Annotated in this window: 26 protein-coding genes; 18 read left to right on the forward strand and 8 right to left on the reverse strand. The window is 67.8% G+C overall.

What is annotated here, in order from left to right; translation table 11 throughout:
* Window positions 1–20 precede the first annotated feature (20 nt).
* From CFR71_RS00965 to CFR71_RS00995, 7 genes are all read left to right on the forward strand, one after another.
* On the forward strand, window positions 21–872 hold the full coding sequence (locus CFR71_RS00965) for an aldo/keto reductase (protein ID WP_110526575.1): 852 nt from the start codon (window positions 21–23) through the stop codon (window positions 870–872).
* 92 nt (window positions 873–964) lie between these two features.
* On the forward strand, window positions 965–2,740 hold the full coding sequence (locus CFR71_RS00970; protein WP_110525867.1) for a proton-conducting transporter transmembrane domain-containing protein: 1,776 nt from the start codon (window positions 965–967) through the stop codon (window positions 2,738–2,740).
* A complete protein-coding gene (locus CFR71_RS00975) occupies window positions 2,737–3,702 on the forward strand; it encodes a hypothetical protein (protein ID WP_133251081.1) in 966 nt (321 codons plus the stop codon). The genes CFR71_RS00970 and CFR71_RS00975 overlap by 4 nt, the downstream gene beginning before the upstream one ends.
* A complete protein-coding gene (locus tag CFR71_RS00980; protein ID WP_110525871.1) occupies window positions 3,702–4,262 on the forward strand; it encodes a hypothetical protein in 561 nt (186 codons plus the stop codon). Before CFR71_RS00975 ends, CFR71_RS00980 begins: the two co-directional genes overlap by 1 nt.
* On the forward strand, window positions 4,262–5,503 hold the full coding sequence (locus CFR71_RS00985) for a hypothetical protein (RefSeq protein WP_133251082.1): 1,242 nt from the start codon (window positions 4,262–4,264) through the stop codon (window positions 5,501–5,503). The genes CFR71_RS00980 and CFR71_RS00985 overlap by 1 nt, the downstream gene beginning before the upstream one ends.
* Window positions 5,500–7,020, forward strand: a complete 1,521-nt coding sequence (locus CFR71_RS00990) for an NADH-quinone oxidoreductase subunit D-related protein (protein WP_110525877.1) — start codon at window positions 5,500–5,502, stop codon at window positions 7,018–7,020. Before CFR71_RS00985 ends, CFR71_RS00990 begins: the two co-directional genes overlap by 4 nt.
* Before the next feature lie 149 nt (window positions 7,021–7,169).
* Entirely contained in the window at window positions 7,170–7,640 is a 471-nt protein-coding gene (locus tag CFR71_RS00995; RefSeq protein ID WP_110525880.1) for an NADH-quinone oxidoreductase subunit B family protein, read from the forward strand.
* On the opposite strand, the gene CFR71_RS01000 is transcribed toward CFR71_RS00995, so the two are convergent.
* Genes CFR71_RS01000 through CFR71_RS01010 form a run of 3 tightly spaced genes read right to left on the reverse strand, consistent with a single transcriptional unit; the run spans window position 7,620 to window position 10,029 of the window.
* A complete protein-coding gene (locus tag CFR71_RS01000; RefSeq protein WP_165829291.1) occupies window positions 7,620–8,465 on the reverse strand; it encodes a CDP-alcohol phosphatidyltransferase family protein in 846 nt (281 codons plus the stop codon). The genes CFR71_RS00995 and CFR71_RS01000 overlap by 21 nt on opposite strands.
* 21 nt (window positions 8,466–8,486) lie before the next feature.
* Window positions 8,487–9,164 carry a phosphatidylserine decarboxylase gene (locus CFR71_RS01005; protein WP_110525883.1) on the reverse strand — a complete coding sequence of 226 codons (678 nt, stop codon included), beginning with the start codon at window positions 9,162–9,164 and terminating at the stop codon, window positions 8,487–8,489.
* Between the two features lie 34 nt (window positions 9,165–9,198).
* Complete coding sequence (locus CFR71_RS01010; RefSeq protein ID WP_110525886.1) at window positions 9,199–10,029, reverse strand: methyltransferase domain-containing protein; 831 nt, start codon at window positions 10,027–10,029, stop codon at window positions 9,199–9,201.
* A 109-nt stretch (window positions 10,030–10,138) separates the two neighbouring features.
* Here CFR71_RS01010 and gloB point away from each other — a divergent pair, with 109 nt between their 5' ends.
* The 4 genes from gloB to CFR71_RS16340 all read left to right on the forward strand — a co-directional run bounded on the left by gloB (window position 10,139) and on the right by CFR71_RS16340 (window position 12,487).
* Window positions 10,139–10,870 carry a hydroxyacylglutathione hydrolase gene (gene gloB / locus CFR71_RS01015; RefSeq protein WP_110526579.1) on the forward strand — a complete coding sequence of 244 codons (732 nt, stop codon included), beginning with the start codon at window positions 10,139–10,141 and terminating at the stop codon, window positions 10,868–10,870.
* Window positions 10,867–11,472, forward strand: coding sequence for a glutathione S-transferase (locus CFR71_RS01020; RefSeq protein ID WP_165832009.1), 606 nt, complete (start codon window positions 10,867–10,869; stop codon window positions 11,470–11,472). Before gloB ends, CFR71_RS01020 begins: the two co-directional genes overlap by 4 nt.
* A gap of 82 nt (window positions 11,473–11,554) precedes the next feature.
* Window positions 11,555–12,091 carry a polyhydroxyalkanoate synthesis repressor PhaR gene (gene phaR / locus CFR71_RS01025; RefSeq protein ID WP_165832010.1) on the forward strand — a complete coding sequence of 179 codons (537 nt, stop codon included), beginning with the start codon at window positions 11,555–11,557 and terminating at the stop codon, window positions 12,089–12,091.
* Between the two features lie 249 nt (window positions 12,092–12,340).
* Complete coding sequence (locus tag CFR71_RS16340) at window positions 12,341–12,487, forward strand: hypothetical protein (protein ID WP_165832011.1); 147 nt, start codon at window positions 12,341–12,343, stop codon at window positions 12,485–12,487.
* A gap of 68 nt (window positions 12,488–12,555) precedes the next feature.
* Here CFR71_RS16340 and CFR71_RS01030 read toward each other — a convergent pair whose 3' ends face one another.
* The 5 genes from CFR71_RS01030 to CFR71_RS01050 form a co-directional block, all read right to left on the reverse strand.
* Complete coding sequence (locus CFR71_RS01030; protein ID WP_110525897.1) at window positions 12,556–13,326, reverse strand: lysophospholipid acyltransferase family protein; 771 nt, start codon at window positions 13,324–13,326, stop codon at window positions 12,556–12,558.
* A 118-nt stretch (window positions 13,327–13,444) separates the two neighbouring features.
* Window positions 13,445–14,113 (reverse strand): YdcF family protein, encoded by a 669-nt coding sequence (locus tag CFR71_RS01035; RefSeq protein WP_408889553.1) that lies wholly within the window; start codon window positions 14,111–14,113, stop codon window positions 13,445–13,447.
* Window positions 14,092–15,114: a cell division protein FtsX gene (locus CFR71_RS01040; protein WP_110525903.1), complete on the reverse strand. Its 1,023-nt coding sequence runs from the start codon at window positions 15,112–15,114 to the stop codon at window positions 14,092–14,094. Before CFR71_RS01040 ends, CFR71_RS01035 begins: the two co-directional genes overlap by 22 nt.
* A 4-nt stretch (window positions 15,115–15,118) precedes the next feature.
* Window positions 15,119–15,790: a cell division ATP-binding protein FtsE gene (locus CFR71_RS01045; protein ID WP_110525906.1), complete on the reverse strand. Its 672-nt coding sequence runs from the start codon at window positions 15,788–15,790 to the stop codon at window positions 15,119–15,121.
* Between the two features lie 13 nt (window positions 15,791–15,803).
* Window positions 15,804–16,202 (reverse strand): hypothetical protein, encoded by a 399-nt coding sequence (locus CFR71_RS01050; protein ID WP_110525910.1) that lies wholly within the window; start codon window positions 16,200–16,202, stop codon window positions 15,804–15,806.
* A gap of 172 nt (window positions 16,203–16,374) precedes the next feature.
* On the opposite strand from CFR71_RS01050, the gene CFR71_RS01055 reads away from it, so the two are divergent.
* The 7 genes from CFR71_RS01055 to CFR71_RS01085 are packed head-to-tail and all read left to right on the forward strand — an operon-like array spanning window position 16,375 to window position 25,716.
* Entirely contained in the window at window positions 16,375–16,941 is a 567-nt protein-coding gene (locus CFR71_RS01055) for a chemotaxis protein CheW (RefSeq protein ID WP_165829286.1), read from the forward strand.
* On the forward strand, window positions 16,934–18,349 hold the full coding sequence (locus CFR71_RS01060) for a CheR family methyltransferase (protein ID WP_239019389.1): 1,416 nt from the start codon (window positions 16,934–16,936) through the stop codon (window positions 18,347–18,349). The genes CFR71_RS01055 and CFR71_RS01060 overlap by 8 nt, the downstream gene beginning before the upstream one ends.
* Window positions 18,346–18,930: a chemotaxis protein CheW gene (locus tag CFR71_RS01065; RefSeq protein ID WP_110525920.1), complete on the forward strand. Its 585-nt coding sequence runs from the start codon at window positions 18,346–18,348 to the stop codon at window positions 18,928–18,930. The genes CFR71_RS01060 and CFR71_RS01065 overlap by 4 nt, the downstream gene beginning before the upstream one ends.
* A 6-nt stretch (window positions 18,931–18,936) precedes the next feature.
* Window positions 18,937–20,619, forward strand: a complete 1,683-nt coding sequence (locus tag CFR71_RS01070; RefSeq protein WP_110525923.1) for a methyl-accepting chemotaxis protein — start codon at window positions 18,937–18,939, stop codon at window positions 20,617–20,619.
* Between the two features lie 8 nt (window positions 20,620–20,627).
* Entirely contained in the window at window positions 20,628–22,754 is a 2,127-nt protein-coding gene (locus CFR71_RS01075; protein ID WP_110525926.1) for an ATP-binding response regulator, read from the forward strand.
* A complete protein-coding gene (gene cheB / locus CFR71_RS01080) occupies window positions 22,751–23,863 on the forward strand; it encodes a chemotaxis-specific protein-glutamate methyltransferase CheB (protein WP_110525929.1) in 1,113 nt (370 codons plus the stop codon). The genes CFR71_RS01075 and cheB overlap by 4 nt, the downstream gene beginning before the upstream one ends.
* A gap of 2 nt (window positions 23,864–23,865) precedes the next feature.
* A complete protein-coding gene (locus CFR71_RS01085) occupies window positions 23,866–25,716 on the forward strand; it encodes a response regulator (RefSeq protein ID WP_110525932.1) in 1,851 nt (616 codons plus the stop codon).
* The last annotated feature ends 15 nt before the right edge of the window (window positions 25,717–25,731 follow it).

The following is a 25,731-nucleotide window of genomic DNA, read 5'->3' on the forward strand; positions in this document are numbered from 1 at the left end:
GCAAGGAAAGGCCGCGCAGCATGAAAGACGTTACATTTCCCGATGGCATTACCGTTCCCGCGCTGGGGATGGGCACATGGAACCTTGGGGATGACGACGGGCGCCGCAAGGCCGAGATACAGAGCATCCAGCTGGGGCTGGACGCGGGGCTGCGGGTTGTCGATACGGCGGAAATGTATGGGTCCGGCCGGTCGGAACGACTGGTGGGGCAGGCGATCGCCGGCCGGCGCGACGATGTGTATCTGGTCAGCAAGGTCCTGCCCTCCAACGCGTCGCGCAAGGGCGTGCACGATGCCTGTGCCGCGTCGCTGAAGCGGCTGGGGACGGACCGGCTGGACCTGTACCTGCTGCACTGGCGCGGTTCGGTCCCGCTGGAGGAAACGGTGGCGGGGTTCGGGGACCTGATGCGCGCGGGGATGATCCGGGCGTGGGGGGTCTCCAACTTCGATGTCGATGACATGCGCGAGCTTGCGCGCGTTACCAGCCCGGAGCCATGCTGCGCCAACCAGATCCTCTACAGTCTCGATTATCGCGGCGTCGAACATGACCTGCTGGCCTATGACCGGGAGGCACGGATCGTGACCATGGCCTATTCCCCGCTGGGGCAGGGGGGCGAGCTTTTGCGCGCGCCGGTGCTGCGCAGGGTCGCCGCCCGGCACGAGACGGCGCTTGGCCCCGCCACGCCGGCGCAGGTCGCGCTGGCATGGGTGCTGCGCCAGCCCGGCCTGCTTGCGATTCCCAAGGCGGGTTCCCCCGCCCATCAGCGCGAAAACATCGCCGCCGCCGCGCTGGAGTTGACGAAAGCCGACCTGGCGGAGATTGATGATGCAATCCCGCCGCCGCGTCGCAAGGTTTCCCTTGCCATGATCTGATCTTATGATCACGCGGCGGCGGGGGATGATTCCCATCGCGGGCAGGAGCCGGTCGGATTACCAGTATTGTCCTTCTTGCCGTTCTGGGCGTCATGCTGCCGTGCGTGGTCGTGCCACGTGCCTGGCCCGTGCTGCGCACGCCATGCGCGCATGCCTGCCGTCTGGGGTGGGTGGTCGTGATGGCGGCGACGCTGGCGGGGCTTGCGCCTTCGGCTGGCGCGCATGGCGTTTCCCCCCGCCTTGCATCCGCCGTGGCGGGGATCTTTCATCCCGATGCCCTGGCGCTGTCGGCGTTGCTGCTGCTTGGCGTCGTTGGGCTGTACGCGCGCGGGGATGGGACATCGGCCTGTCTGGCGGCGGCGTTCGCAGTGGGCGGCGGGCCGCTGGTTGCACCCCTTGCCGGGGCCTGCGTCATTGTCGTGCTGCATGATCGCGTCATGCGGCCAGGGCACGGGACGGGCGGGCTGCTGGGCATGGCGATGCTGGCGGTGATGGATCCACTGACGCTGGGGGGGACGCAGCTGGCCTGCGTGCTGCCGGTCGCGGTGCTGATGGCGTCATGGCCGCTGCTGCACCTGTCATGGCGGCCGGGCGGGGGACGGCGGCACCTGTCGGCGCTGCGCATGGCCGATGTCGCGGGTTTCGTGGTGGGATGCCACCTGTGGCTGCGGATGCTGGCCGGTTATCCCGATATTCCCGTCCTGTCCGAACGCTGGGGCGACGGGCTGGTGGCGATTGCCGCGGGCCTGTTCCTTGCTGCGGCGGTGCGGGCGCTGGTGGCGCGCGACGTGCGGCGCGTGCTGTGCGGCCTGTTCGGCGGCATGGCGGCCCTGCCAGTCCTGCTGGCGGGGCTGGGGCTGGTGGCGCGTGGCAACGACCTGCCTGAAATGCTGGACGGGGCCGTCGCCTGCCTATTTCTGGTGATGGCTGCGGGCACGCTGACATGGGGCGCGCTGCTGGCGCTGGCCGAGGCGATGGAGGTGGAGGCCGGGCGGCTGGTCCTCATGCATCTGGGGGGGATGGCGGCGTTGATGCCGCGCCTTTCGGCCCTGCTGTCGGTCGCGCTGCTGGCGATTGGCGGCGTGCCCCCGCTGATCGGGTTTTCCCTGTCGTGGATGGTCCTTCGGCTGTTCAACGCGCTGCCCCATGCGGACAGCCTTGCGCGCGAGATTCCGGTGGCCGCCGTCCTGATCGTCATGGGAACGGGATGGGGGCTGCGGCTTCTGGCGCTGGGGCGGCTGGTGGGGGTGGTGCTGTGCGGGCGGCCGCGCACGCCGCGTGGCGCGGGGGCGGCCGATCCCCCGGTCGGGATCCTTGTCCGATGTGCGCTGGCGGTGGCGGCGGCATGCGCGATATCCGTCATGCCCGGGGCGTGGTTCCGTCTGGCGGGTGTCGCGCTGGGGCATGTGACGCGCCAGGGGCAGGATGGCGCGCCCGCGCGGATGTCGCTGTTTGCGCTGCCGTCGCCCGATGGTGTCGCCGTCATGCTGCCTGTCCGTTCCTTCATGCTGCTGGCGGGGATCGGGGTGGTGGTCTGGATGCTGTGGCGGCTGCGTGGCGTGGCGGCGGCGCGTCAGGTGGCGACATGGGAACAGGGGGCGCCATCCGCGCCGCCATGGATGCCATTCGGCGACCCGCTGGCGCAGGTGGGGGCGGGTGTCTTCGTGCGGCTTGTGCTGGATATGGTCGGCTGGCCCGAAGGGGCGCAGGCCCCGTGGAAACGGCTGCTGCGCCTGCGGCGTCTGGCCGCGCGGCGCATGGCGCTGCCCCCGGGATGGCTTTCCGATGACGCGGCCGCGCGGTCCGCCCCGATGCTGCTGCTGGCGGTCGCGGGCGTGGCGGTCGCCCTTCTGTGCTGGCTGTCATGATGGGCGCGTTGGTCGCGGGCATGCAGGCGCTTCTGCTTTCGGGGGTGCATCTGGCGCTGATGGTGCTGATGGCCCCCCTGTGCGCGGGTTTCACCCTGTGGTGCCATCGCGCGATGGCGGGGGAGCGCGCATCGCTGGCGGCAGTATCGCGATGGGGCCTGATCCTGCGGATCTGGCGGCAACCCGGCATGCGTGCCGCCGCCGGCGCGCGGGTGACGGCATTCGTGCCGTGGATGACCCTGACGATGGTTGTATCGGCGGTGGCGCTGGTCCCATCCTATTCATTGGGAATGGTGGATGAAGGGGCATCGGACTTCCTTGTAATCGCGGGGCTGCTGTTCGGGGCGCAGGTGGCGTCATGTTCCGTCGGGCTGGCATCGGGGCAGGGGCGGGAGGGACGGCAGGCCGCCACCGCCATGACGGGGACGGTCCTGCTGGCCCCGGCCCTTGTGATGGCGGTCGCCGTCGTGGCGATGGCGGTCCCCGGCGGGACGCTGGGCGGGATGGTGCGTTTCATGCGCCTCATGGATGACAGCGCCGGGGTGCGCGGACCGCTGGCGCTGGCGGGCGGGGCCTTTGTCCTGATCGGGGTGGATCGTGTCGCGGCGGGGATGGATCGTGCCTTCGCAATGATGACCGACAACCTTGCCGGGCCGGATCGCGCGGTCATGGTGTTCACGCGCGATCTGCTGGCGCTGGCGTGGATCACGCTGGCGGGCGATCTGCTGTGGCCGGACGCCATTGTCATCCCCGATGGCGTGGGCAGTGGCGGGCTTCTTGCGCACATGCTGCTTGCCATCGCGCTGTGGGCCATGCGCACGATGGGCCTGTGTGTCGTGGTGGCGTGCCTGCGGACCTTTGTTATGGCGTCCGGGCAGGTGGCGCGGTTGCGTGCGGGGCTCGCGCTGCTGTGCGCGTGCCTTGCCATCGTCCTGCTGTTCGCCGGTCGGGAATTCGGTTGATGCTGGTGCTGCTTCTGGGTGTCCTGGTGTTCGTCTCGCTGTTCGGTTCGGACGCGGGCGGGGTGATGCTGGCGTGGCATGGCGTCCTGACCGCCGCCTGCCTGCTGGTGGTCGCGTGGGATGGCGGGGGACAGTGGCAGGCCTGCGTGCCCGCCGCGATGGCAAGCGCGGTGCTGAGCGGGCTTGTCGCGTGGAACCTGCGCGCGCGGGTCCGTCCCGAACGTTTTCCCCATGCGCTGATGCTGCGTCTGGGCGGCGGGCTGCTGATGGTGACGCTGGTGGCGATCGCGGTGCCGGCCGATGCGCTGGATGTTCAGGGGCGGCTTGAGGTTGTCGCGGGCCTGTCCGCGATCCTGTGCGGGCTGGTGGCGGCCACGGTGGAACGCGAACGCGCGCGGCAGTGCGCGGCGCTGGCGTGCGCGCTGGATGGCTGGCTGCTGCTGGCCGGGATCGCGGGGCGGGGGCTGGCGGTCGCGGGGGGCTGCGTCCTGCTGGGGGCGCTGCTGTTCATGATCCGCGTGACGCTGCTGCGCGATGCGGCGGATGGCGGGGAATGGTGATGGCGGGCCTTTCGTTATGGCTGGGAATGGCGGTCTGCTGGCCCTACCTGTCGGCGCTGGCGCTTGCGGTGCCGTCGCGCGGGGGGGAACGGACACGGGCTGCGGTCCTGTCGGTGGCGGAACTGGCATGGGCGATCGGCTGGTGGTTGTCACGTGGCATGGAGGCGCGCGACGGGATGCTGCTGTGTCCGCCGGTGCTGCTGTGCCTGGTGGTGATGGTGCCGCGCGCCCGGCCCCGCACCTGGGGATGGCACGAACGCATTGACGCGATTGTCGCGCAGTGCGTGGCAGGCAATGCCATGGCCGCGATGGCGGCGGATGATGTCGATGTCACCATCGCGTTGCTGGGGCTGGGCATGCTGGCCCGGGCCGTGCCGCTGTCGCTGCGTCACGGGCGGGGGCGCGGGGGCTGGCGGATCTTCCACGGCGGCATCACGGGACTGGTCATGGCGCAGGCCGGGGCGCTGGTGCTGTCGCCGCTGGGCAATGGTCCGCTGGACGGGCTGGGCATGGTGCTGCTGGTGGCCGGGCTGCTGGGGGCATGCGGGCTGTTCGGCGCATCGCTGCCGACCGGGCGGGATGACGCGATGGGCATCGTATCGGTGGCGCCGGTCCTGTACCTGCTGTCGGGACCGGTCGTCTCGCTCGATGCGCATCGCGCCGCGATGACATTGCAGGCCATGATGATTGGCGTGGGCTGCCTGATGGTCTGGTCCGCGGCGCTGTCGCTGCGGCTTGGTCAGGGGCAGGAAGAAGGGCAGGCGGCACCGCTTTCGCAGGGGCGCGTCATGCTGGCGTGGATCGGGCTGGCGGTCGCGGGCGTGGGGGCGGGCGGCCCGGTGGGCATCAGGGCGTCCGTGCTGGCCCTGATGGCGGTATGCCTGTCCGCGCCGCTGCGCCCGCGATCCCTGCCGTGGCCGGTCCTGTTCCGCCATATCCGCGCCGGATTGCCCCCCGGCATGCCGTTCGTGGCCATGATGATGACGCTGGTGGCCGTGGCGCGGATTTCGGTATGGGGCGTGATCGTGCTGCTGCCTGCCCTGTGGCTTCTGCTGGTGGCGGCGCTGGCGCGCGATGACGATGCGCCTGTGCGGAGCGCCCGCCCGACGCGTCCGGCCGGGGGCACGACAGACGGTGCGATGGCCCCGGACGTGATGGCGCGTAATGCGGCGGGGCTGGCCCTGCTGGTCCTGCTGACGGGGGGCGTGCTGGTCGTGGCCTGGCATGGAGGGGGACAATGACGCCGTATGATGACAGCGCGGGCGACCTTGCGACGCTGGTCGCGCGATGCCGGGCGGAGCAGGACAGCCCGTGGCGCTTTTCCCTTGGGGAGGAGCAGTGGCGTCGCGACCTGCTGTCCTGCCTGATGGCCGATCCGTCATCGTTCGTGGGTATGTGGTGCGATGGGGTGGCGGTTTTCGCCATGCTGGCCCTGCGCGATGGTCAGGCGGTCGTGTTTTCCACCCCGGTGGAGATGCGGCGGTACTGGGGCTTGTCCTGTGCCTGTCCGGCGGCGGTCCCCCATGAACGGGTGATTCATGACCTGTGGGGGGTGGAGGCACTGAACGCGCGTGACCTGCGTCCGTGGCTGGATCATGGGGTATGGGGGGTGACGTGGCCGCTGGCGGAACATCCGGTTCCGGTGCAGGCGGGCAGCGTGATCGAATTCCCCGAAATCGCGGAAGTCGCGCGCGCCGGCGGCACAATATGCGAATACGGGCCGGCCGATGGCGGCTTTCATACCCCCGCCTACCTGCGTCTTGCGGTGCCGGGGGCGCGCGTCATCGATGCGCAATGGTGGATGGGATATGCCCATCGCGGGATCTGCGCGGGGATGCGGGGCCGCTCCCCGGCGCAGGCCCTGCGCCTGGCGGGGCGCATTGACGCGGCGGCCACGGTCGCGCATCAGGCGGCGCTGGCCCGCGCCATGGAAAGTGCAACGGCACGGGTGGTGGACGGGCGGACCATCGCCGCGCGTGTCGTGTTCGCGGAAATGGAGCGGGTCGCCAGCATTCTGTTCGATATCGCCGCGGTTGCGAACGCGGCCGGCGACCTGCGACTGGCGCGTGCCTGCGAACGGGCGCGCGAACATGTGCAGGAGTTCTGCGCCATGGCGTTTGGCAGCCGCATGCTGATGGATGTCGTGGCGTTCGGCCACGGCGGGACGGGCGCATCCGGTTTTTCCATGCATGCGGAAACATTCCGCCAGTGGCTGCACGGAACCTGTGCCGCGCTGGAGGACCTGTACCGCCGTCCGCGCGGGCTGGGTGGTCTGGCGCGGGGGCTTGGGATCCTTTCCCCCGACATGGCGCGGCAACTGGGCGTCAGCGGCGTGGTGGCGCATGCCTCGGCGCGGGAGGGGGACGCGCGGCAGGTCACGTCCGGATACCATGACGCATGGATCCCCGCAGGCGTGGAACAGGCAGGCGACGTGGACGCCCGCATGCGCATGCGCCTTGTCGCGCTGCGGACCTCCCTGCGGATCCTTGGGGAGGTGGAAAAGGAAACGTACGCTCCCCCGGCCCGTGCGCCGGTGCCACCGGCCGCGGGCGAGGGGCTGGGCTGGGCGGAGGGGCCGCGCGGGACGGTCCGCTACTGGGTCAGGATGGAGGAGGGACAGGTCCGCGATGTCGGGATATGCGATCCCGCCCTTGCCCACATGCTGGCCTCCGAAGTGGCGATGCGGGGCGCGTATGATACGGACATGGCGGTTATCATGCGTTCGTTCGGCCTGTCGGCTGCTGGCGCGGATCTGTGATGGAAGTTTCCGGGGGGCGCCTTTTTCAGACAGAGGATGTCTTTTGAAGCTTTTTGCAAAAAAGCTTCACCAAAAACTTTTTATGATTTCAGTGTGTTACTTAGGTATTCCTTCTCCAATAGTCCTTTGGGAAGAAAGGCGGCGTGGCAATGGTTGAGGTTCCGGACGTTCCCATCACGGAGACGGATCTTCCGCCCGCGCGGATGATATCGGTCTTTTTCCTGGAGATGGGGGGATGCGCGGGATGCGCCATGGAGGTGGCGGCCCTGAATGGCGCCGCATGGGCGGACAGGCGCGGCGGCATATGTTTCGTCCAGACCCCGCGCCATGCCGACATCCTGCTGGTGGCGGGGGCGGTGACGCGGCCGATGGTGCCGGTGCTGGAACAGGCATGGCAGGCGATGCCCGGTCCGCGCGCCCTCATGGCGATTGGCGACTGCGCCATCGATGGCGGTGTCTTTGGGGAAAATTACGCCGTGCTGGGTGGGTTGCGCGGGCGTGTCAGGCTGGACCTGTCGCTGCCGGGATGCCCGCCATCCCCCGCGGCCATCCTGTCAGCCATGGCGCGATGGCTGCGCGAGGCGGGCTTTCCCAGATCCTCAGTCGGCAGCCAGGTCTGAGGGTTCTTCCTGCTGCAGGGCCTCGGCCTCTTTCTTGAGGCGGTGGAAGCTGCGGCGGCTCAGTGGCAGCAGCAGCAGGTAGATCACGCCCGCCCCCGCAAGCGCGCCCCACGGGTCGGCCACCAGCACCGCGGCATACCCCCCGATCCCGAGCATGACCGGAAGAACGAAGGGCGCCGGCACCTTGAAATTCTTGAATGACCAGACCGGCAGGGTGGACACCAGCAGGAATGCGGTGCCACTCAGCGTCAGGGCGGGCATCAGCGGGTCGCGTGCCAGTTCATACAGACCCGTCCATCCCAGCTTGTGCGCCTCCAGCCCGAGGAAGAGCGGGAACATCGCCAGTCCGGCGCCCGCCGGGGCCGGGACGCCGGTAAAGAAGTTGCTGGCATATTTGGGCTGTTCCGCGTCATCAAGGCTGGCGTTGAACCGCGCAAGGCGCAGCGCCATGCACACGGTGAACATGATGCACGGCACATAGCCGAAACGTCCCCCTTCCTTCAGCGCCCACAGATACAGCACGAAGGAGGGTGCCACGCCAAAGCACAGGAAATCCGAAAGGCTGTCGAATTCCGCGCCAAACCGGCTGGTGCCGCGCAGCAGGCGGGCAATGCGCCCGTCAAGGCCGTCGATGCACGCGGCGATCAGCAGCGCGGTCGCGGATTCCCCGAAGCGTCCCTCCAGCCCCATGCGCATGCCCGTCAGCCCCGCGCACAGGCCCAGCATTGTCATGATATTGGGGATCATGCGGTTGAATGACGGGCCACGCACACGTGGTCGCCTGCGCCGGATCAGACGCCTGCGCCGTTTGGGGAGCGGCGCCATGGAACCTTGGCTCATCGCGGGTTACAGCCGCGCCATGACCGTTTCGCCGCCGGTCATGGTCTGCCCGACCTCCACCAGCGGATCCACGCCTTCCGGCAGGTAGAGATCGGTGCGCGAGCCAAAGCGGATCAGGCCAAAACGCTCGCCCTTTTCATACTGCATGCCTTCTTCGGCATCGCACAGGATCCGGCGCGCGATCAGGCCCGCGATCTGCACCACGGCCATGTTGCGCCCGTCCGGCAGCGTCAGGCGCAGCGCGTTGCGTTCATTCAGCTCCGACGCCTTGTCGAGGCTGGCGTTGAGGAACTGCCCCGCGTGATAGGCGATGCGCGTGACGGTGCCCGCGGCGGGCATGCGGTTGACGTGCACGTCCAGCACCGACAGGAACGTCGCGATCCGCCATACCGGCGTCGTGCCCATGTCGAGTTCGGGGGGAGGTGCTACCTTTTCCACCGAAACGACATGTCCGTCGGCCGGGGCGACCACGGCATGCGCATCCGCAGGGACGACGCGTTGCGGGTCGCGAAAGAAATACAGGCAGAAGCCGAAGAACAGGCCACAGGCCGTCCCCGCCAGCTTCGTGGCCCGGAACGGCAACGCGCGCCCCAGCAGCGCACCCGCGCCGGAGGCCAGCAGGAAGGGACGGGCCGCCGGATGGGGGGGCGCCATGACGAGCTTCAGGGATTGGATCAGGGACATGGGACAAGCTTCATGAAGATTTCGCAAACCAAGGTCAAGAGCGCAGTGCGGTTGTGGGGGCATGGCCGGGTGCATTTTCGCCCGTGGTTTCGCCCCCGTCCCGCCGCGTCCTGTCATGCCGGGGGGCGTGGCTGAAGGCTTCGGCCCGGCGCAGGCGCAGCGCGGGGGCCAGTGCCGGAGCCAGTCCCGGGGGGGTGATGCTGCCCACCGGGGCATAGGCATCCTTCACCGCCTCGATCACGCATACCCCGCCCAGGTACGGCAGGACCCGTGTTCCCGCCCGTTCCATGACCCCGGCCCAGCGCCGGCCGCCCGTGGGGCCGATGGGGGGGAAATACAGGGCGTTTTCGTGCCGTTCCACCCGCAGGCAGGCATCGGCGAGGGCGCGGGTGATCTGCCGGTGGGAAAATGGTGTTCCCTGACCGAAGGGGGAGGTATCGGCATGCGCCCACATGCCCGAACGGTTCGGCACCACCACCAGCAGGCGGGCATCGTCCTTCATTACCTTCCACACCTGCCGCAGCAGGGCGGCGCGCGCATCCGTGACCTCCAGCGCATGGACCATGACGACGCGATCGAAAAACAGGTCGCAAAAGGGCAGCATCGTCCCCGACGCCACGCATTCGCGCATCGGCGTCTGTTCCTGCGCCGGGCCGGGTCGCGTCACGGGCGTATCCAGCCGCGCCGAAACGCAGGTCGCCTGTTCCCACAGCGAAAGGTAGGGGGCGGCATACCCCACGCCCAGCACGTTTCCGCCCCGGATGTCGGGCCAGAACGCGGACAGGTGCCGCCGCAGGTGGGTCGCGGCAAGGCGCCCCCGGCTGCTGGCATAGAACTGGCTTGCGATGCGCGTGTTTTCTTGCATTGTCTACCGATAGCACAAACGGGCCGTCGCTGTGGCCGCGGATCGCGCTGCATGCCAGCCGCCCATGATCCGCCGCCATGCCCGCGAAAACCGCCGAAAGGGGAACCCGATGGGGCTTTTCATACAACCCGTTCCGATCCTTGGGGACAATTACGCCTGGTTCGTGCGTGACGAAGGCACGGGCGCGACCGCCATCGTCGATCCGGCGGAAGAAGCGCCCATCGTGCGCGCCATCGCCGCGCAGGGGGGGCGCCTGGATTTCATTTTCCTGACCCACCATCATGCCGACCATATCGCGGCGGCGGACGTGCTGCGCACGCGGTATGGCGCGAAAATCGTGGGGGCGGCGAATGACGCCCGCTGCCTGCCCCGCCTTGATATCGCCGTAAGGGATGGCGACACGGTCACGCTGGGCGCGGCGGAGGGACGGGTGATCGACACGCCGGGCCACACGCGCGGGCATATCTGTTACTTTTTCCCCGGGGCGCCGCCCGCCCTGTTCTGTGGCGATACGCTGTTCAGCATGGGCTGCGGGCGCCTGTTCGAAGGCACCGCGCAGGAAATGTTCGACAGCCTGCGCCGACTTGCGGCGCTGCCGGATGATACGCTTGTGTGCTGCGGTCATGAATACACCCTGTCAAACGCGCGTTTTGCCCGGCATGTGGATCCCGATAACGCGGCGGTGGCGGCGCGGATGCAACAGGTCGAGGCCCTGCGCGCGCAGGGGCGGCCCACCGTGCCGGTGACCCTGGGCGAGGAAAAGCGCACCAATCCCTTCCTGCGCGCGCCGGACGTGGCTACATTCGCGAAGCTGCGTCAGGAAAAGGACGTTTTCCGGTGAAACTGTTCAGTTCGGTCCTCAGCCCCTATGCCCGCAAGGTCCGTGCCGCGATCCATGCGCTGGGGCTGGTGGACAGGGTGGAAATCGTCAATGTCGATATTTCCTCCTCCCCGGCAGAGGTGGTCACCCTCAATCCGCTGTGCAAGATCCCGACCCTGCTGACGGAAGGGGGAGAGGGGATGTACGACAGCAGGGTCATCGTGGAATATCTGGGCATGGTGGCGGGGTCGGACATCCTTGTCCCCGCGGCAGGACCACGGCGTTGCGCGGTGCTGCGGCTGCAGGCGCTGGGCGATGGAATCGCGGATGCGGCGATCCTGTATCGCGGGCTGCTGGCGGCGGGGGTGGACGGCGATGCGCGGCTGGCGGCGCGCCAGATGGCGGCAGTTACGCGGGGACTGGCCACGCTGGAGCGCATGGCCGCCGAATCGGCGCTGGACGGCGGGCAATGCCCCGATGTCGGCGCTCTGTCCGTCGGGTGCGCGCTGGGGTTCCTGGATGCGCGATTTGCGGAACTGGAATGGACAGGGCAGTATCGCGCACTGGCGGAATGGTATGGTCATCTGATGGCGACCGACTGCATGCGGCGCAGCGCGCGCTAGTCGCAGGCGACGTCATCAGAGCGGCGCATCCCCACGCAAGAAGGGCACAGGGCCGGAAATTCCGCCGGAAGGGAGCAGTCTATTGTCGCCAGCGCACATTCCGGTTGTCATCAAGAAATATGCAAACCGGCGTTTGTACGATACTGAACGTTCGGCCTATATCACGCTTGACAGCCTTGCCGTGATGGTCAAGGAGGACCGCCCTTTTGTCGTGCTTGACGCGCGGACGGGCGACGATATCACGCGCGGCGTGCTGGCGCAGGTCATCCTGGAAGAGGAAACCAAGGGACGCGCCATGCTTCCGGTGCCGTTCCTGCGGCAGCTGATCCGCTGGTATGGTGACAGCCGCCAGGACGAGGTATCGGAATATCTGGAACGCATGATGGGCGAATTCATTGCCCGCCAGGCGCATGATGTCCCTGAACTCAGGGAACTCGACGCGGAAAAGGCCGAAATCGTGGGACAGGTGATGTCGATGTTCACCTCGCTCTACGCGGTGGAGCGCGGGGCGGGAAGCGGCCCGTCGGTCGAGAACCTGCTGCGCGAGGTCATGGAACTGCGCGAGGAGGTAAGGCGCCTGCGGGACGACGCGGATGTGGATGCAGCCCGCAAGGCCTAGCATGGGAGCCTGACCCCGCGCGGATACGATGACGGCCGTAATGCCCCTGTTTCCAAAGCCCCGTTTTCCCCGTGCCTGACCGGCCAGACTGTCCGGTCAGGATCGCATGACCCACAAGGCGCATGATCCGGCACGTGTAATTTATCGTGGGCGGTGAAGTAACCCCGTGGCCATGCAGGCGACAGGGAGGTGGGATGCTGCCTGCATCCGCCGGTTCCAATTGCCAGGAAATGCTGCGCGGAAGGGCGGATGTTCCTGTTTATCCACAGCGTGGCTTTGTTTTGTGACGAAACGTTCCAGCGCCCGGGGAAGGGGCGGATATCATGGATGGCGGGCGTCGCGCCTGACGGAATTACTTATGAAAAACAGTATTCTGATATTTTCGTGCCTGCGTAAGCATGCGACACGGATGCCCCGCCGGCCGGTGGACAGCCGGGCCGGGTAGGGGAATGTCCCCTGTTTTTCTATGATTCTGTCAGGGATTCCGCCTGCTTTCCAACAGAATTGTCCACAGGGCTGGGAGTAAGGAGGGGTAACCCGTTTTCGCGGGACAGTTCCTCCCACGCCGTGGCGATGGCGGGCAGGATCATGGCCCGTCTGCTGGTGCAGGTCAGCGGCGGCCCCAGGACGATATGGATCGTGCCGGGACGCTTGAGGAAGGCGTTGCGTCCCCAGCGCAACCCGGAATCGGTCGCGACCGGGATGACCGGCAGGCCGGAATGGGCGGCCATGGCCGCGATGCCGGGATGCAGCCTGCCGATTTCGCCCGGGGGCATGCGCGTGCCTTCGGGAAAGATGATGATCTGCCGGCCGTCATCGCGCGCCCTGTCCGTTGCCGCCAGCAGGGCACGCAGCGCCTTTGCCCCGCCCGTGCGTTCCACCGGGATCATCCCGGTCAGCAGCAGCATCGGCCCGACCAGCGGAATGCGGGTCAGCTCGCTTTTCATGACATAGGTGGGGCGGTCCACCAGGTTCATCCATACCAGCGTGTCAAAGGCCGACTGGTGCTGGCAGGCCAGCAGGCACGGCCCCTGCGGCAGGTGTTCGCGCCCGCTGACCACCACCCGGATTCCGCAGATGCGCGTCAGCCCCTTTATCGTCAGCCCTGTCCATGTCTGGGCATAGGCCAGGGCGCGCGATGGCATGCACACGCGGATCGGCATCGCCAGAATGCCCATGACCAGCGTCAGCACGAAGAAATAGAGATTGAAGATGCAGGCACGCACGAACGTCATGTCAGGCGGAATCCATCATGTCAGGCGGGATAGGACGGCGTGGCGAAACGCACGGCCCTGTAACACCAGAAAATCACGATGGAGACAAGCAGCCCGCCCGATCATCCGTCCCACGGGGTCAGGATGACGGGGATCCCGGACGGATGTCGTCATGGTGGATCAGGCCATGCACGGGCCGTGTCCAGCGTGCGGTGTCGATGCAGGCCAGCAGCCATTTGTCGTATTCCACCACCAGCAGCCGCCACGTGGCAAGGCGGTCCGTATGCAGCATGGCGGGCGGCTGCACCGGATAGGGGTAAAGCGCCACGTCCGGCACGGCGCGCGCGATTTCCATCATGGCGCGGCGGATATGATATCCCGCCGTCACGACGATAAGGGAATGGATGTCATGCGCGCGCACCCATTGCGCCGTTTCGTCCGCGTTGCCCAGCGTGGAGGTCGCCTGCCGTCCCAGCGTGGTATGCAGCCATACCCCCAGCGGCAGCAGGTGCGGGGTGCGCATCAGGAAATCCCCCAGCACGGCATGCGGATCGACGCCGGATATCAGCAGCAGCGCGGCCCGTCGTTCCGCCATCAGCCGCAGCGATGTCTCGATCCGGCCCTGTCCGCCCGTCAGGGCGACGATGCCATCGCAGGGCGGCGGCAGGCGCGGCGCGCGGCGGGCGTCGCGGATGAACCATGCCAGTCCCGCCCCCCATGCCACGATCAGGATGGCCGCCAGCAGCAATGCGGGCTTCAGCCGGAACCATCCTGCCGGCAGCCCCCTCATGGCAGGCGCCGCAGCCAGGCCCGCACGGTCACCTGCGTCGTCAGCCACCCCAGCATCGCCGTGGCGACGGGCAGCACGACCAGCATCGCCAGCAGGGAGGATGGCAGGGTATTCAGGATTTGCGACGGGGGCATGCCACTCCATGCGGAGGGCGAGAGCAGCGCATGCATGTCGGGCATGTCCGCCCCGCTGAACGGCGCGGCCAGCAGCGACAGCATGACCAGCACCGGCATGGCCAGCACGCTGCCGCATGCCCCGCCCGCCAGCGCCAGCGCGGCGACGCGCCATGCAAAGCGGCCGGCGATATATCCGTCCGTCGCCCCCAGCGAGTGGATCAGTTCGATGGCCCGCCTGCGGGCCTGCACGCCCGCGCGGGTGGCGGCCATGATGACGATGGCGGACACCGCGACGACGATGCAGATCGCCAGCAGCGCGCAGGTCTGCAGGCTGTTGGCCAGCGCGGCGAGGCGGTCGCTCCAGATGCTGTCATGCTCCATCACGATCCCCGGCACCTGCGTCTCCAGCGCCTTTGTCACGTCATCGGGCAGGGGGCGGGCGTTACGGGCATGGACCTCGATCACCGCGGGCATGGGCAGGACAAGGTCGCTGCCCTGTTCGATCCACGGGGCAAGCAGCGCGCGCAGTTCCCCGTCGCTCAGCCGGTGCACGGCGGCGGGGCCGGCCATGGCCGACAGGATGGACATCGCCTGCTGTATGCGCGTGGCGGTCGCGGGGGACGTGCCGGAAGGTGAGCCGGGAATGGCACTGGCGGGCGGCGTGCCCATGGGGGTGGCGCCGGCGGGGGCGGCAGGATCATCCGGCTGCGGCACCTGCACGGTAATCACCGCGCCCGCCCCACGGGTCCAGCGGATGGACAGCGCATGCGCCCCGATCCCCCCCGCCAGCGCAAGTGCGGCAAGGAAGGCCATGGCCCCCACGAGGAATGGCAGAAGCCGGTCGGGAATGGCCTGTCGCAGGGCCAGTCCGTCGCGGCGGCGGGTCCCGGACCACAGGGCCATGGGCCTAGCCCTCCTGCACGAGATGGCCCTGCATCAGATCGATCGCATGGGCGGGATACTTGCGGACAAGCGCGTCATTATGGGTCGCGACGATGATGGTCGTGCCCAGTTCGGCAAGCCGGTGGAACATGTTCATCAGCCGCGTTGCCTGCCGGTCGTCAAGGGCATTGGTCGGCTCGTCCGCCAGCAGCAGGGCCGGGCGGTGGATGACCGCGCGCGCGATCGCCACGCGCTGCTGTTCCCCACCCGAAAGCTGCGGCGGAAGGGCGTCGATGCGCGACCCCAGCCCCACCCATTTCATGATGGCGTTGACCTCGTGGCGGATTTCGCTTTCGGGACGCATCTGCAGGCGCAGCGGCAGGGCGACATTGTCGAACACCGACAGGTCATCCAGCAGCCGGAAATCCTGGTACACCACGCCGATCCGCTGGCGCAGCCGCGCGATCACCCCGCGCCGCGCCTGCATGACCGGCACGCCAAGGACCTCCACCATTCCCGATGATGCCTGCGCATCCAGCGCGAGGATCCGCAGCAGGCTGGACTTGCCCGCGCCCGACGGGCCAAGCAGCCAGCGGAATTCACCCTGTGCGACGGCCACGCTGACATGACTCAGCGCCGCCCCCTTGTGCGCGTCCCTGCCGGGATAGAGATAGCTGACATCGTGAAGCCGGAACATCGGCGGGGTCGGTTTACATGCTGCGCGCCGCGACCGCCGACAGCGTCGCGCACAGGGCGGCGGCGGCCATCAGCGCCAGCCCGTCAAAGATCAGGGACGAGGGCGTCAGCAGGTGGCTGCCGACATTGAGGTGATCGGGAATGGCGTGGGAGACGCGCACGATGACGTCATGCGCCTGCGGGTCGCTGCCTTCGGACGAGGAACTGACCACCCCCATGAGGCGGGGCAGCGCGCTCCACCCGATTCCCAGGATCAGCACCAGCGGCGCGAGCAGCTCGGAAACCTGCTGGACGAAATAAAACGCGAAGTAACAGACCGACCAGACCGCGATGCGCACGGTATTCATCCAGACGGGACGATGGGCCGTGGCGCTCGCGCCGTCGCGGGGGGTGTTGGAAAAGGGGGTGTCCATTATCAAATATCTCCGGCATGCAGGTGCGATGCGCCGCCGGCCTGTCGGAAACGCATTCCTGCCCGAGGTAGCGACGGCTTGTGCTAAATGCAAACTTCTGCCTTGTACACATACATCGGGAAGCATGAAAACGGATAGCAGCCTGCCTGAAAACCGGAACGAAGGATACGGCATGTTGTCGGGACCTGATGGACCGGCGCGGCGACCGCCCAACCCGCCCGGCCCGCGCGTCATGATCGTCTTTGGCATCGGGACGCGGCTTTACGCGTTGCCGGTGGGCGACGTGCAGGAATGCGTGCCCGCGCCGGCGCTGTCGCCCCTGCCGGTGGAACTGCCGCACCTGCCGGGCTGGTTCTGGCTGGGGGACGTGCGCGTGCCGGTCATCGACCTTGCCGTCCTGATGGGCGTGCGTCCCGCCGTGCCCCTGCGCGCGTCGGACCTGCTGTACCGTCCGCTGCTGCTGTGCCGCGACCCCGCGCTGCGCTGGGTCGCGCTGCTGGTGGATCGGGTGGTGGACGTGATGGAGGTGGGATGCGATACGATCATGCCCATCGATATTGATCGCGGGGCGGGGGACTGTATTGTCGGCGAAATCAGGCGCGGACATGAACCGCCCGCTTTCGTGATGGAAATGGTGGGCGTGCTGCGGCAGGGTGAGCGCCTGAGGTTGGCGGCACTGATGTCGCAGGAGGAACGGCGCGCCGCGCTGTGGACGGTGGATGGGGCTGGCGATGTCTGAAATCAGCGCCGGATTGCGACGGGTCATTTCCGTGATTACCGCGCGGACCGGCCTGCATTATTACACGGACAAGCCGGCACTGCTGGAAAAGATCATCGACGCGCGGATGAAGGCGCTGGGATGTCGCGGGTATGTCGATTACCTTGCGCGGCTGGATGACGCGACGCTGGGGGAGGCGGAATGGCGGGAGCTGGAATCCGCCGTCACCATCGGCGAGACGTTCTTCTTCCGCTATGCCGAGCAGTTCCGCGCGCTGGAAACCACGATACTGCCCGAACTGCTGACCCGCCTGCGCGGCGTGCGGGTCCTGCGGATCTGGAGCGTCGGCTGCTCCAACGGGGCGGAGCCGTATTCGGTCGCGATCGTGCTGCGCCAGCTGCTCAAACAGCGGGGCGAGCTTGGATGGACCATCGAAATCCTGGGCACCGACATCAGCACCCGCGCCCTTGAACAGGCGCGCGGCGGGGAGTTCGGCTGGTGGGCGCTGCGTGACCTGACGGAGCGGCAGCGCGCGGAATGGTTCGTGCCGGTCGTCGAAGGGCGCACATGGCGGCTGAAGGACTGTTATCGCCAGATGGTGCGCTTCCGCCACGCCAACATCATGGACCTGCCGCGCGGGCGCGGGCCTGCGGGACCGTTCGACCTGATCCTGTGCCGCAACGTCCTGATCTATTTCGACCCGCTGCAGGTGACGCGCCTGGTGCAGGCCATGGCGGAACGCATCGCCGGCGATGGCTGGATGCTGGTGGGACATTCCGAACCGATAGGCCCGTTCGAAAGCGTCATGCAGCCCGTGCGCCTGCCGGGCACCATGGCGTTTCGCGCGAAGGGAAGCACCGCAGTCGCGCCCGTCGCGCTGCCGGCGCGGCAAAAGGCGGAGTCCTTTCGCTATGGCGCGCCACGGCTGCCGTCGCGCCGTCCCGTGGCCCTTCCCGCGCTGCCGGAGGCCGCCACGGCCGATCCGGGCCGGGAGGCGGGGATCCTGCGCACGATACGCCAGCTTGCCGATGGCGGGGCGACGCGCCGGGCGGTGACGGTCTGTCACGAATACCTGCGCCGCTCGCCCATGGCGGTGGGGGTGTATTTCATGCTCGGGGTCCTTCTTCTGGCGCTGGGGGAGCATGAGGGCGCGGTTGAGGGTTTCCGCCGCGTGATCTACCTGCGTCGCGGCCATGTCATGGCGCGATGCTACCTTGCCCACCTGCTGGAAAGGACGGGGGCCGCCGACGATGCGCGGCGCCTGCGCGCGCAGGCGCGCGAACTGGCCCGCAGCCTTGCCGCGGGCCACGTGCTCGAAGGGGGGGGCGGCCTGACGGCGGGGGGGCTTTTACGCCTGCTGCAGGACAAGGAAAATCACGACGCCAGCCTGCTGTCCACGCTGTCTGACATTGCGTCGGGGATGTCATGACGCAGCCTTCGGACCGGGGCGATGGCCGCGACGGCGCGCCATCCGTCCCCCCGGAACAGGAACGTTTCGAACAGGAACGTTTCGCGCGGCATATCCTTGCCGAACGCGCGGCGACGCTGGCGGCGCGGCATGACGCGGGCATGGCGGACGCCACGCCCGGCCGCAGCATGCTGGTGCTGGACGTGGGGGGGCGCGAATGCTGCCTCGACCTTGACGCGGTGCTGCGCGTGACCGACCCGATGTGGAGCGACATGCCACGCCGCGCCGACTGTCCCGCCAGCGTGCGCGGGGTGTATGGATACCAGGGCGACCTCTATACCGTGTTCGACCTCGCCATGCTGATGGAGGAGGGGGAGCAGGACGCGCCGGGTGCGATGATCCTGCTGCGCTCGGTCTCCAGCGTGCCGCTTGCGCGTATCGCCCTGCTTGCGGGCGCGGCCAGAGGCGTTATGGATATTCCCGCCACCGCACCATCCGTGCTGCCGTCGGGGTTTCCCACCGCCCTGCTGCCCGACGGGCGGCATGTCGTGGTGCTTGATCCCGTGCGCCTTTTTTCTTCCGTCCGTTATTCCGGAGAGTAGCCTGTCGTGACGATTGCAAACCGTCTGTTGTTCGGCTTCATGGTTGGCGTCCTGCTCATGGTCTCGCTTGGCGTTTACGCGCTGGGGCAGATACGTGACGTCCGCGATGAAATGACCATCATCGTCACCCGCGACCTTACGGTCTACCGGCAGCTGACGCTGATCCGCGTGGATGAAACCGACCTTGCGGCGCGCAGGCTGGCGATTGTCGCGCATTATTACGCCCATGATTACGAAAACGCGCCTTCCGCGCTGGATGACGCGATTTCCGACTGGGACGAACGCGCCCACCAGGCCGACGAACTGCTCAGCAACGTGACCGCCGGCGCGGACGAGGCGGGACGGCTGGCGCGGTCCACCGACCAGCGCGACATGTTCTCCACCGTGTCGGGACAGCTGCGTGAAATCGCGGAGCAGGTGCTGTTCGACGAACGCGCGGTCGGCACCCTGTTCAAGGCCATGCGCGCGGACAACCAGCAGGTCGTGCGCGAACAGGTCGGGCGGATCGAAAGCCGCGAGAAGGACATCGACCAGCTTGTCAGCCAGGCGGCCTCCCTGCTTGACCGTGGGGTCAGGGTGGCAGAAACGCAGGGCAGCGCCTCCTACGACTACAGCCGCCGCTCGCTTGCCATCGGGCTGGGGGTCGCGGTGATCGTTGCCCTGATCGTGACGTTCTGGACGCGGCGTTCGATCATGGAACCGCTGGCCTCCATCATGCATGTGATGGAACGCGTGGGGCAGGGCGACCTTGCCACCCGCGCCAAGGTGGGGGACATGGGCGAAAACCGTGACGAGGTCGCGCGCCTTGCCGCGGGGCTGAACCGGATGATCGACGGCCTGCGTGAAATCGCGCGCCAGAGCGGGGAGGTCACGCGTGACCTTGATGTCGCCGTGGCGGACATCCGCGCCTCCACCCAGCAGCAGGCCGCAAGCGTGGAGGAGCAGTTCGCCGCCATTCAGGAAACCGCCGCGACGGTGGACCAGATCACCCATTCCGGCGCGCAGATCAGCAAGCGCGCGCGGGAGGTGATTTCGTCGGCCGAGGTGATCGTCCACAGTTCCGCAAGCGGCCTTGAGGCGGTGGAGGAGACGGCCCGCGCCATGGCGCGCACCCATGACGGGGCCGAGGCGGTGGCGTCGAACATCGTCGCCCTGTCCGAACGGACCGAGGCGATCAGCGAGATCATCACGACCGTCAACGACCTGTCGGAACGTTCCCACCTGCTTGCGCTCAACGCCGCGATCGAGGCGGCGGCGGCGGGCGAGCACGGGCGTTCCTTTGCCGTGGTCGCGGCGGAAATGAAGATCCTTGCCGATCAGTCGCGCGACGCGACGCAGAATGTCCGCTCCATCCTTGGCGACATCCAGCGTGGCATCAACACGTCGGTGATGCTGACCGAAGAGGCGGTCAAGCGCGTTTCCGCCGGGCGGGAGCGGACCGACATCGCCTACAAGACCATCGAGCGGATGACCGGCGGGATCGAGGAAGGGGTGCATGCGTTCCAGCAGATCGTGGCGTCCACCAACCAGCAGCAGCTGGGGATCGAGCAGGTCATGACCGCGCTGCAGAGCATCCGGCAGGCCAGCCAGCAGACATCCGGCGGGACACGCAACCTTGAGGCCTCGGCCAGCAATCTGGGCAAGCTGTCGAAGCAGCTTCTGGCGATTTCCGCCCGGTACCGGACCTGACGCCGGTTGTGGTGGATCTCAGGCAGGAACTTCTGGCGGTTTTCGACGCCGAATATCGCGATCACCTGCGTGTCATCCGCGATCTGCTGAAGGCGGGATGCGGCACGCGCCCGGCGCTGGCGGAGATTTTCCGCCGCATGCACTCGCTCAAGGGCGCGGCGCGCGCGGTGGAAATCCCCGAGGTGGAGGACATCGCCCATGCTGTCGAGAACCGCCTGTCCATCCTGATGGAACGTGGCGGCAGCCTTGATGCGGGCGATATCGCCACGATTGCCCATGCGCTTGATGAAATCGACGGCATCATGGAAACGTCGTCCGCTGCCGCCCCCCAGGCGGAAGGCACGGTCGAGGAGCGTCCCGCCACCGGCCCGGATGCCGGGGCGGATTCCTATGTTCAGGTGCCGGTCTCCCGCCTTGATGCGCTGTCGGGGGCGGTGCATGACCTCATGGGTGTTGCCGAACGGCATGACCGGCTGTGGGAACGGCTTGATGACCTGTTGCGTGACATGCGCGCGGTCAGCCAGGCGCCGCGACAGCTGCAGGCGGATCCGGTCGCGGTGTTTTCGCGCATGACGCGACGGCTGATGGCGATCCGGCGCGAGCATGAACTGATGACCGGGCAGGGGGATCGCGCCCTCCTGCGGCTTGGGGAGGAAGTGCATGCCGTAAGCCTTGTCCCCGCCGGGACGGTCTTCGGATCGCTCGCCGCGATGGCGCGGCGTATCGCGCGCGAACATGGCGGCCCTGATGCGCGGGTGGAAGTACACCTGCGCGGAATGGAGGTGCAGGCCGAACGGCGCGTGATGCAGGCCCTGCGCGATCCCGTGCTCCACCTGCTGCGCAACGCCATCGTCCATGGCCATGAAAGCCGCGCGCGCAGGCTGCAGGCGGGCAAGCCGGAAACGCAGACGATCACCGTGACCGTGACGCTGACGGGCGTGCGGCTTCAGGTCAGGGTCAGCGACGACGGGTGTGGCCCCGACCTGAAGGCGATTGCCGCGCGCGCGGTGCGGCAGGGCGTGATCCATGTCGATGCGCCGCTCGATGCGCGGCAGCTGCTGGCGCGGGTGTTCGAACCCGGCTTTTCCACCCGCGCGCATGTCGATCACCTTGCAGGTCGCGGCGTCGGCCTTTCGATCGTGGCGGAGGCCGCGCGCGCGCTGCATGGCACGGTGGCGATGGAACAGGGCCAGCCATGCGGGACGGTCGTGACCCTGACGGTGCCGGTTTCGCAGCGCCAGCGCACCGTCGTGCTGGTGGAAAACGGGGAACGGATGATCGGCCTGCCGGGCCGGGTGATCCGTCACCTCCTGCGCGTGGCGTATGACGACATCCGCATGATCGATGGCTGTCCGTTCGTGGTCCTGCCCCATCCCGACGTGGGGGATCATCCCGCCCGCGCGTCCGGGCCGCCCCCGGCGGAGGAACTTGCGCCCATCGTGCCCCTGTCGGCGTTCGTGGGCGATGCGGCGGCGGACCTTCCGGTGCGCGGCGGCGCGGTGAGCGTCGCGGTGATGGAGGTCGATGGCGCCTTGTGCGGCTTTGCCGTCGAACGCATGGTCGAGGTCCGCACGCTGCTGATTTCCGATGCCTCCGCCGTGGGGCTGGACAGTGAACTGGTCCCCGGCATCGCCTGGCCACGCGAGGACAGGCCGGTTTTCGTCATCAGTCCCGACCGACTGTTCGAACGCTGGCGCGCGCGGGGGGGACGGGCCATGCGCGTCAGCCTTGCCCCGCCGGCGCAGGCCGCGCCACAGGCGCGCCGCGCGCCGCTGGTGCTGGTGGTCGATGATTCCATCACGACCCGCACCCTGCAGAAAACGATCCTTCAGGCCCATGGCTTTGACGTGATGCTGGCGGTGGATGGGGAAGAGGCGCTGATGCTGCTGCTGCAGTCGTCGCGTTCCATCGATGTGGTGGTCACGGACGTGGAAATGCCGCGCATGGACGGCTTCGCCCTGCTGGCGGCCATCCGCGCCGACCCGCGGCTGGCGCGGATTCCCGTCGTGCTGATGACGTCGCGCGATAATGACGAGGAAATCCGGCGCGGGCTGGAGGGGGGCGCGCGCGCCTATATCACGAAACAGAAATTCGATCAGGGCGAACTGGTCGAGACGATACGGGGGCTGTTGTGACAAATGTTCCCGTAATCGAGCCGCGTTCCGTGCTGGTGGTGGAGGATTCGGCCGTCCTGCGCCACCTGCTGTCGCACAGCATCCGCAATGACCCGCGCCTGCGCCTGGTCGATGCGGTCGAAAGCGCGGAGGAGGCGATCCGCCTTGTCCCGCACCTGCGTCCCGACGTGATCTCCATGGATGTCTGCCTTCCCGGTATGGACGGGCTGGAGGCGACGCGCTCCATCATGACGCATTGCCCCACCCCGATCGTCATCGTCAGCGACGCGCTGGACGCGCAGGTTTCGATGAATGCGCTGCGTTCCGGTGCGCTGGCGGTGATTGAAAAGCCACGGGGCCTGACCTCCGATGCTGGCCGCGCCGCCGTGCGCGCCATTACCACGCAGCTGTATATCATGAGCCAGGTGCCCGTGATCCGCCGCCGCCTGATGATGGCCGAGGCGCTGCCCCAGGTCGGGGCCATGGTCACGCCATGGCCGGTCCAGCCGCGCCTGCTGGCCCTTGCGGCCTCCACCGGCGGCCCGCGCGCCTTCGCGCAGGTGCTGGGCGCGCTGCCGGTGGACTTCCCCATTCCTGTCGTGGTGGTCCAGCATATGGGCGGACCGTTCATGGAGGGGTTCGCCCACTGGCTGGACCAGCAGGTGCCCATGTCCGTCTCGGTCGCGTCGCACGGGGAAACCCTGCGGCCGGGGCATGTCCATGTCGCGCCGGGGGACCGGCACCTGACGGTGGGTACCGGGGGGGAGGCGATCCTGATGGATACCCCGCCGGTACAGGGGCAGCGGCCGTCAGCCTCGATCCTGTTTTCCTCGGTCGCGCGCGTTTTCGGCAGGAACGCCATCGGCGTGCTGATGACCGGCATGGGGGAAGACGGGGCGCAGGGCCTGGGCGACGTGCGGCGCGCGGGGGCGTATACCATTACCGAGGACCGAAGCACGGCGGTCATCCACGGCATGCCCGGCGCGGCGGAGCGGAGCGGAGCGACCTGCATCAGCCTGCCATTGCCCGAAATCGCCCCGCATGTCGCCCGGATCATCGCCGACAGCGCCGTGTCGCCCGACATGCGCCCGCCATTGCCCGGCCGCCAGCCACCACGGAACATGACCTGAGCATGACCATACAGCCCGATGATGACCGCGCCGCCAACGTCCTGCTGGTGGAAGATTCCGATACGCAGGCCCTGCGCATCCGCCGCATGCTGCAGGGGCACGGCTTTACCGTCGAACGCGTCGCGAGTGGCGAGGCGGCACTTGATACGCTCGATACCCGCATCCCCGACCTCGTGATCGCGGATTACCACCTGCCGGGCATGAACGGGGGGCAACTGGCGCGGCAGCTGCGCATGAACGCCGTAACGCGCACCATACCTGTCCTGATCCTGACGGAAGGGATCGAGCCGGGGCTGGAGCGCGAGGGACTGGAAAGCGGCGCCGACGCCTATGTGCCGAAATCCTCCGACTCCGCGCTGATCGTCTTTCGCATCCGCGCGCTGCTGCGTGAATATGCAGGCAACGTGCAGGCCCGGCCCGGCCGCGTCTTCCGCCGCGCGCGCATCCTTGTCGTCACGCAGCGCCACGATGCCGCGACCACCATCGGGGCGGAGGTCCCGGCCCTGATCGACCTGTTGCAGCGCGACGGGCACATCGTGACCATCTGTGACGACCCGGCGCATTTTGACCGCAGGACCCTGCTGGACCCCGAACGCGCGCCCGACTGCGTCGTGGTCGACCTTATGCCGGGGAAATTCGACGGGGTGGAGTTCTGCCGCAGGCTTGATGAACTGCGTCAGGAGGTGCTGATGCGCGGCGGCGTGCCATTGCGCATCCTGGCCATCAGCCCGCCATGCCCGGACGAGCGCGAGTTTTCCGCCCGGGTGTTTGAGACGGGCGTGGACGACCTTGTCCCCGACGATGTCGCGCCATCCGTGCTGGCGCTGCGCATCAGGGTGCTGGTGCGGCGCAAGCTGCTGCAGGACGACGTGCGGCGCATAGAGGTGGAGCGGCAGAACCGCGAAATCGCCATCAAGAGCGCGCGGGCCGAAGCCGCGGCGATCGCGTCCAAGGCCTCCCTGGCGGAGGCGCTGGAACAGGCCAACCGCGAACTGGCGGACGCCAACCGCAAGCTGATCGAGACGCAGGGCAAGCTGGTCCAGACCGCCAAGATGGCGTCGCTGGGTGAACTGGTGGCCGGGATCGCGCACGAAATCAACAACCCGCTGGCCTTCATCCTGGCGCACAAGGATACGGTCGCGCGCGGGCTGGACCGCGTGATGGGACTGGAAAACGCGTCCACCGATGCGGAACGCGAAGGACGCGCCGCGATCCTGCGCAAATGTCGCGACCGCGTGGCGTCGATGAACCTCGGGCTGCGGCGCATCCAGAACCTTGTCCTGAACCTGCGCAAATTTTCGCGACTGGACGAAGGGCTGTTCCAGGTCATCGACGTGCCGGAGGCGCTGGAGACGGTGCTGGCGCTGCTGACGCAGAAACTGGGCAATGGCATCGTCGTGCACCGCGACTATGCCGCGCCGGAGCGGCTGTACTGCCAGGCGGCGCTGCTCAATCAGGTCATCATGAATATTATCAGCAATGCCGCCGATGCAATCCTGGAGGCGGCGGGACGTGATAACCCTCTGACGGATACTCCGGCGCAGGGCCGGATCGATATTCGCACCGAGCTGCGGCATGACGCCGAAAGGGGTGCGGTCGATTACGTTTTCACGATTTCGGATACCGGTCCGGGCGTCGCGCCAGAGGTGCAGGAACGCATCTTCGAGCCATTTTTCACCACCAAGCCGGTGGGGGCGGGCACGGGGCTGGGCCTTGCGATCGCCTATGGCGTGGTGCAGGCCCATCATGGAACGCTGATGGTCGCCAACCGTCCCGAAGGCGGGGCGCTGTTCACGATTTCAGTGCCGTGGCACGCGCAGGATTCCGAAGACGGGCAGGAAAGGCAGCCATGATGGGAAAGAACAGGG

The sequence above is a fragment of the Novacetimonas pomaceti genome (assembly GCF_003207955.1).
GTDB lineage: Bacteria > Pseudomonadota > Alphaproteobacteria > Acetobacterales > Acetobacteraceae > Novacetimonas > Novacetimonas pomaceti.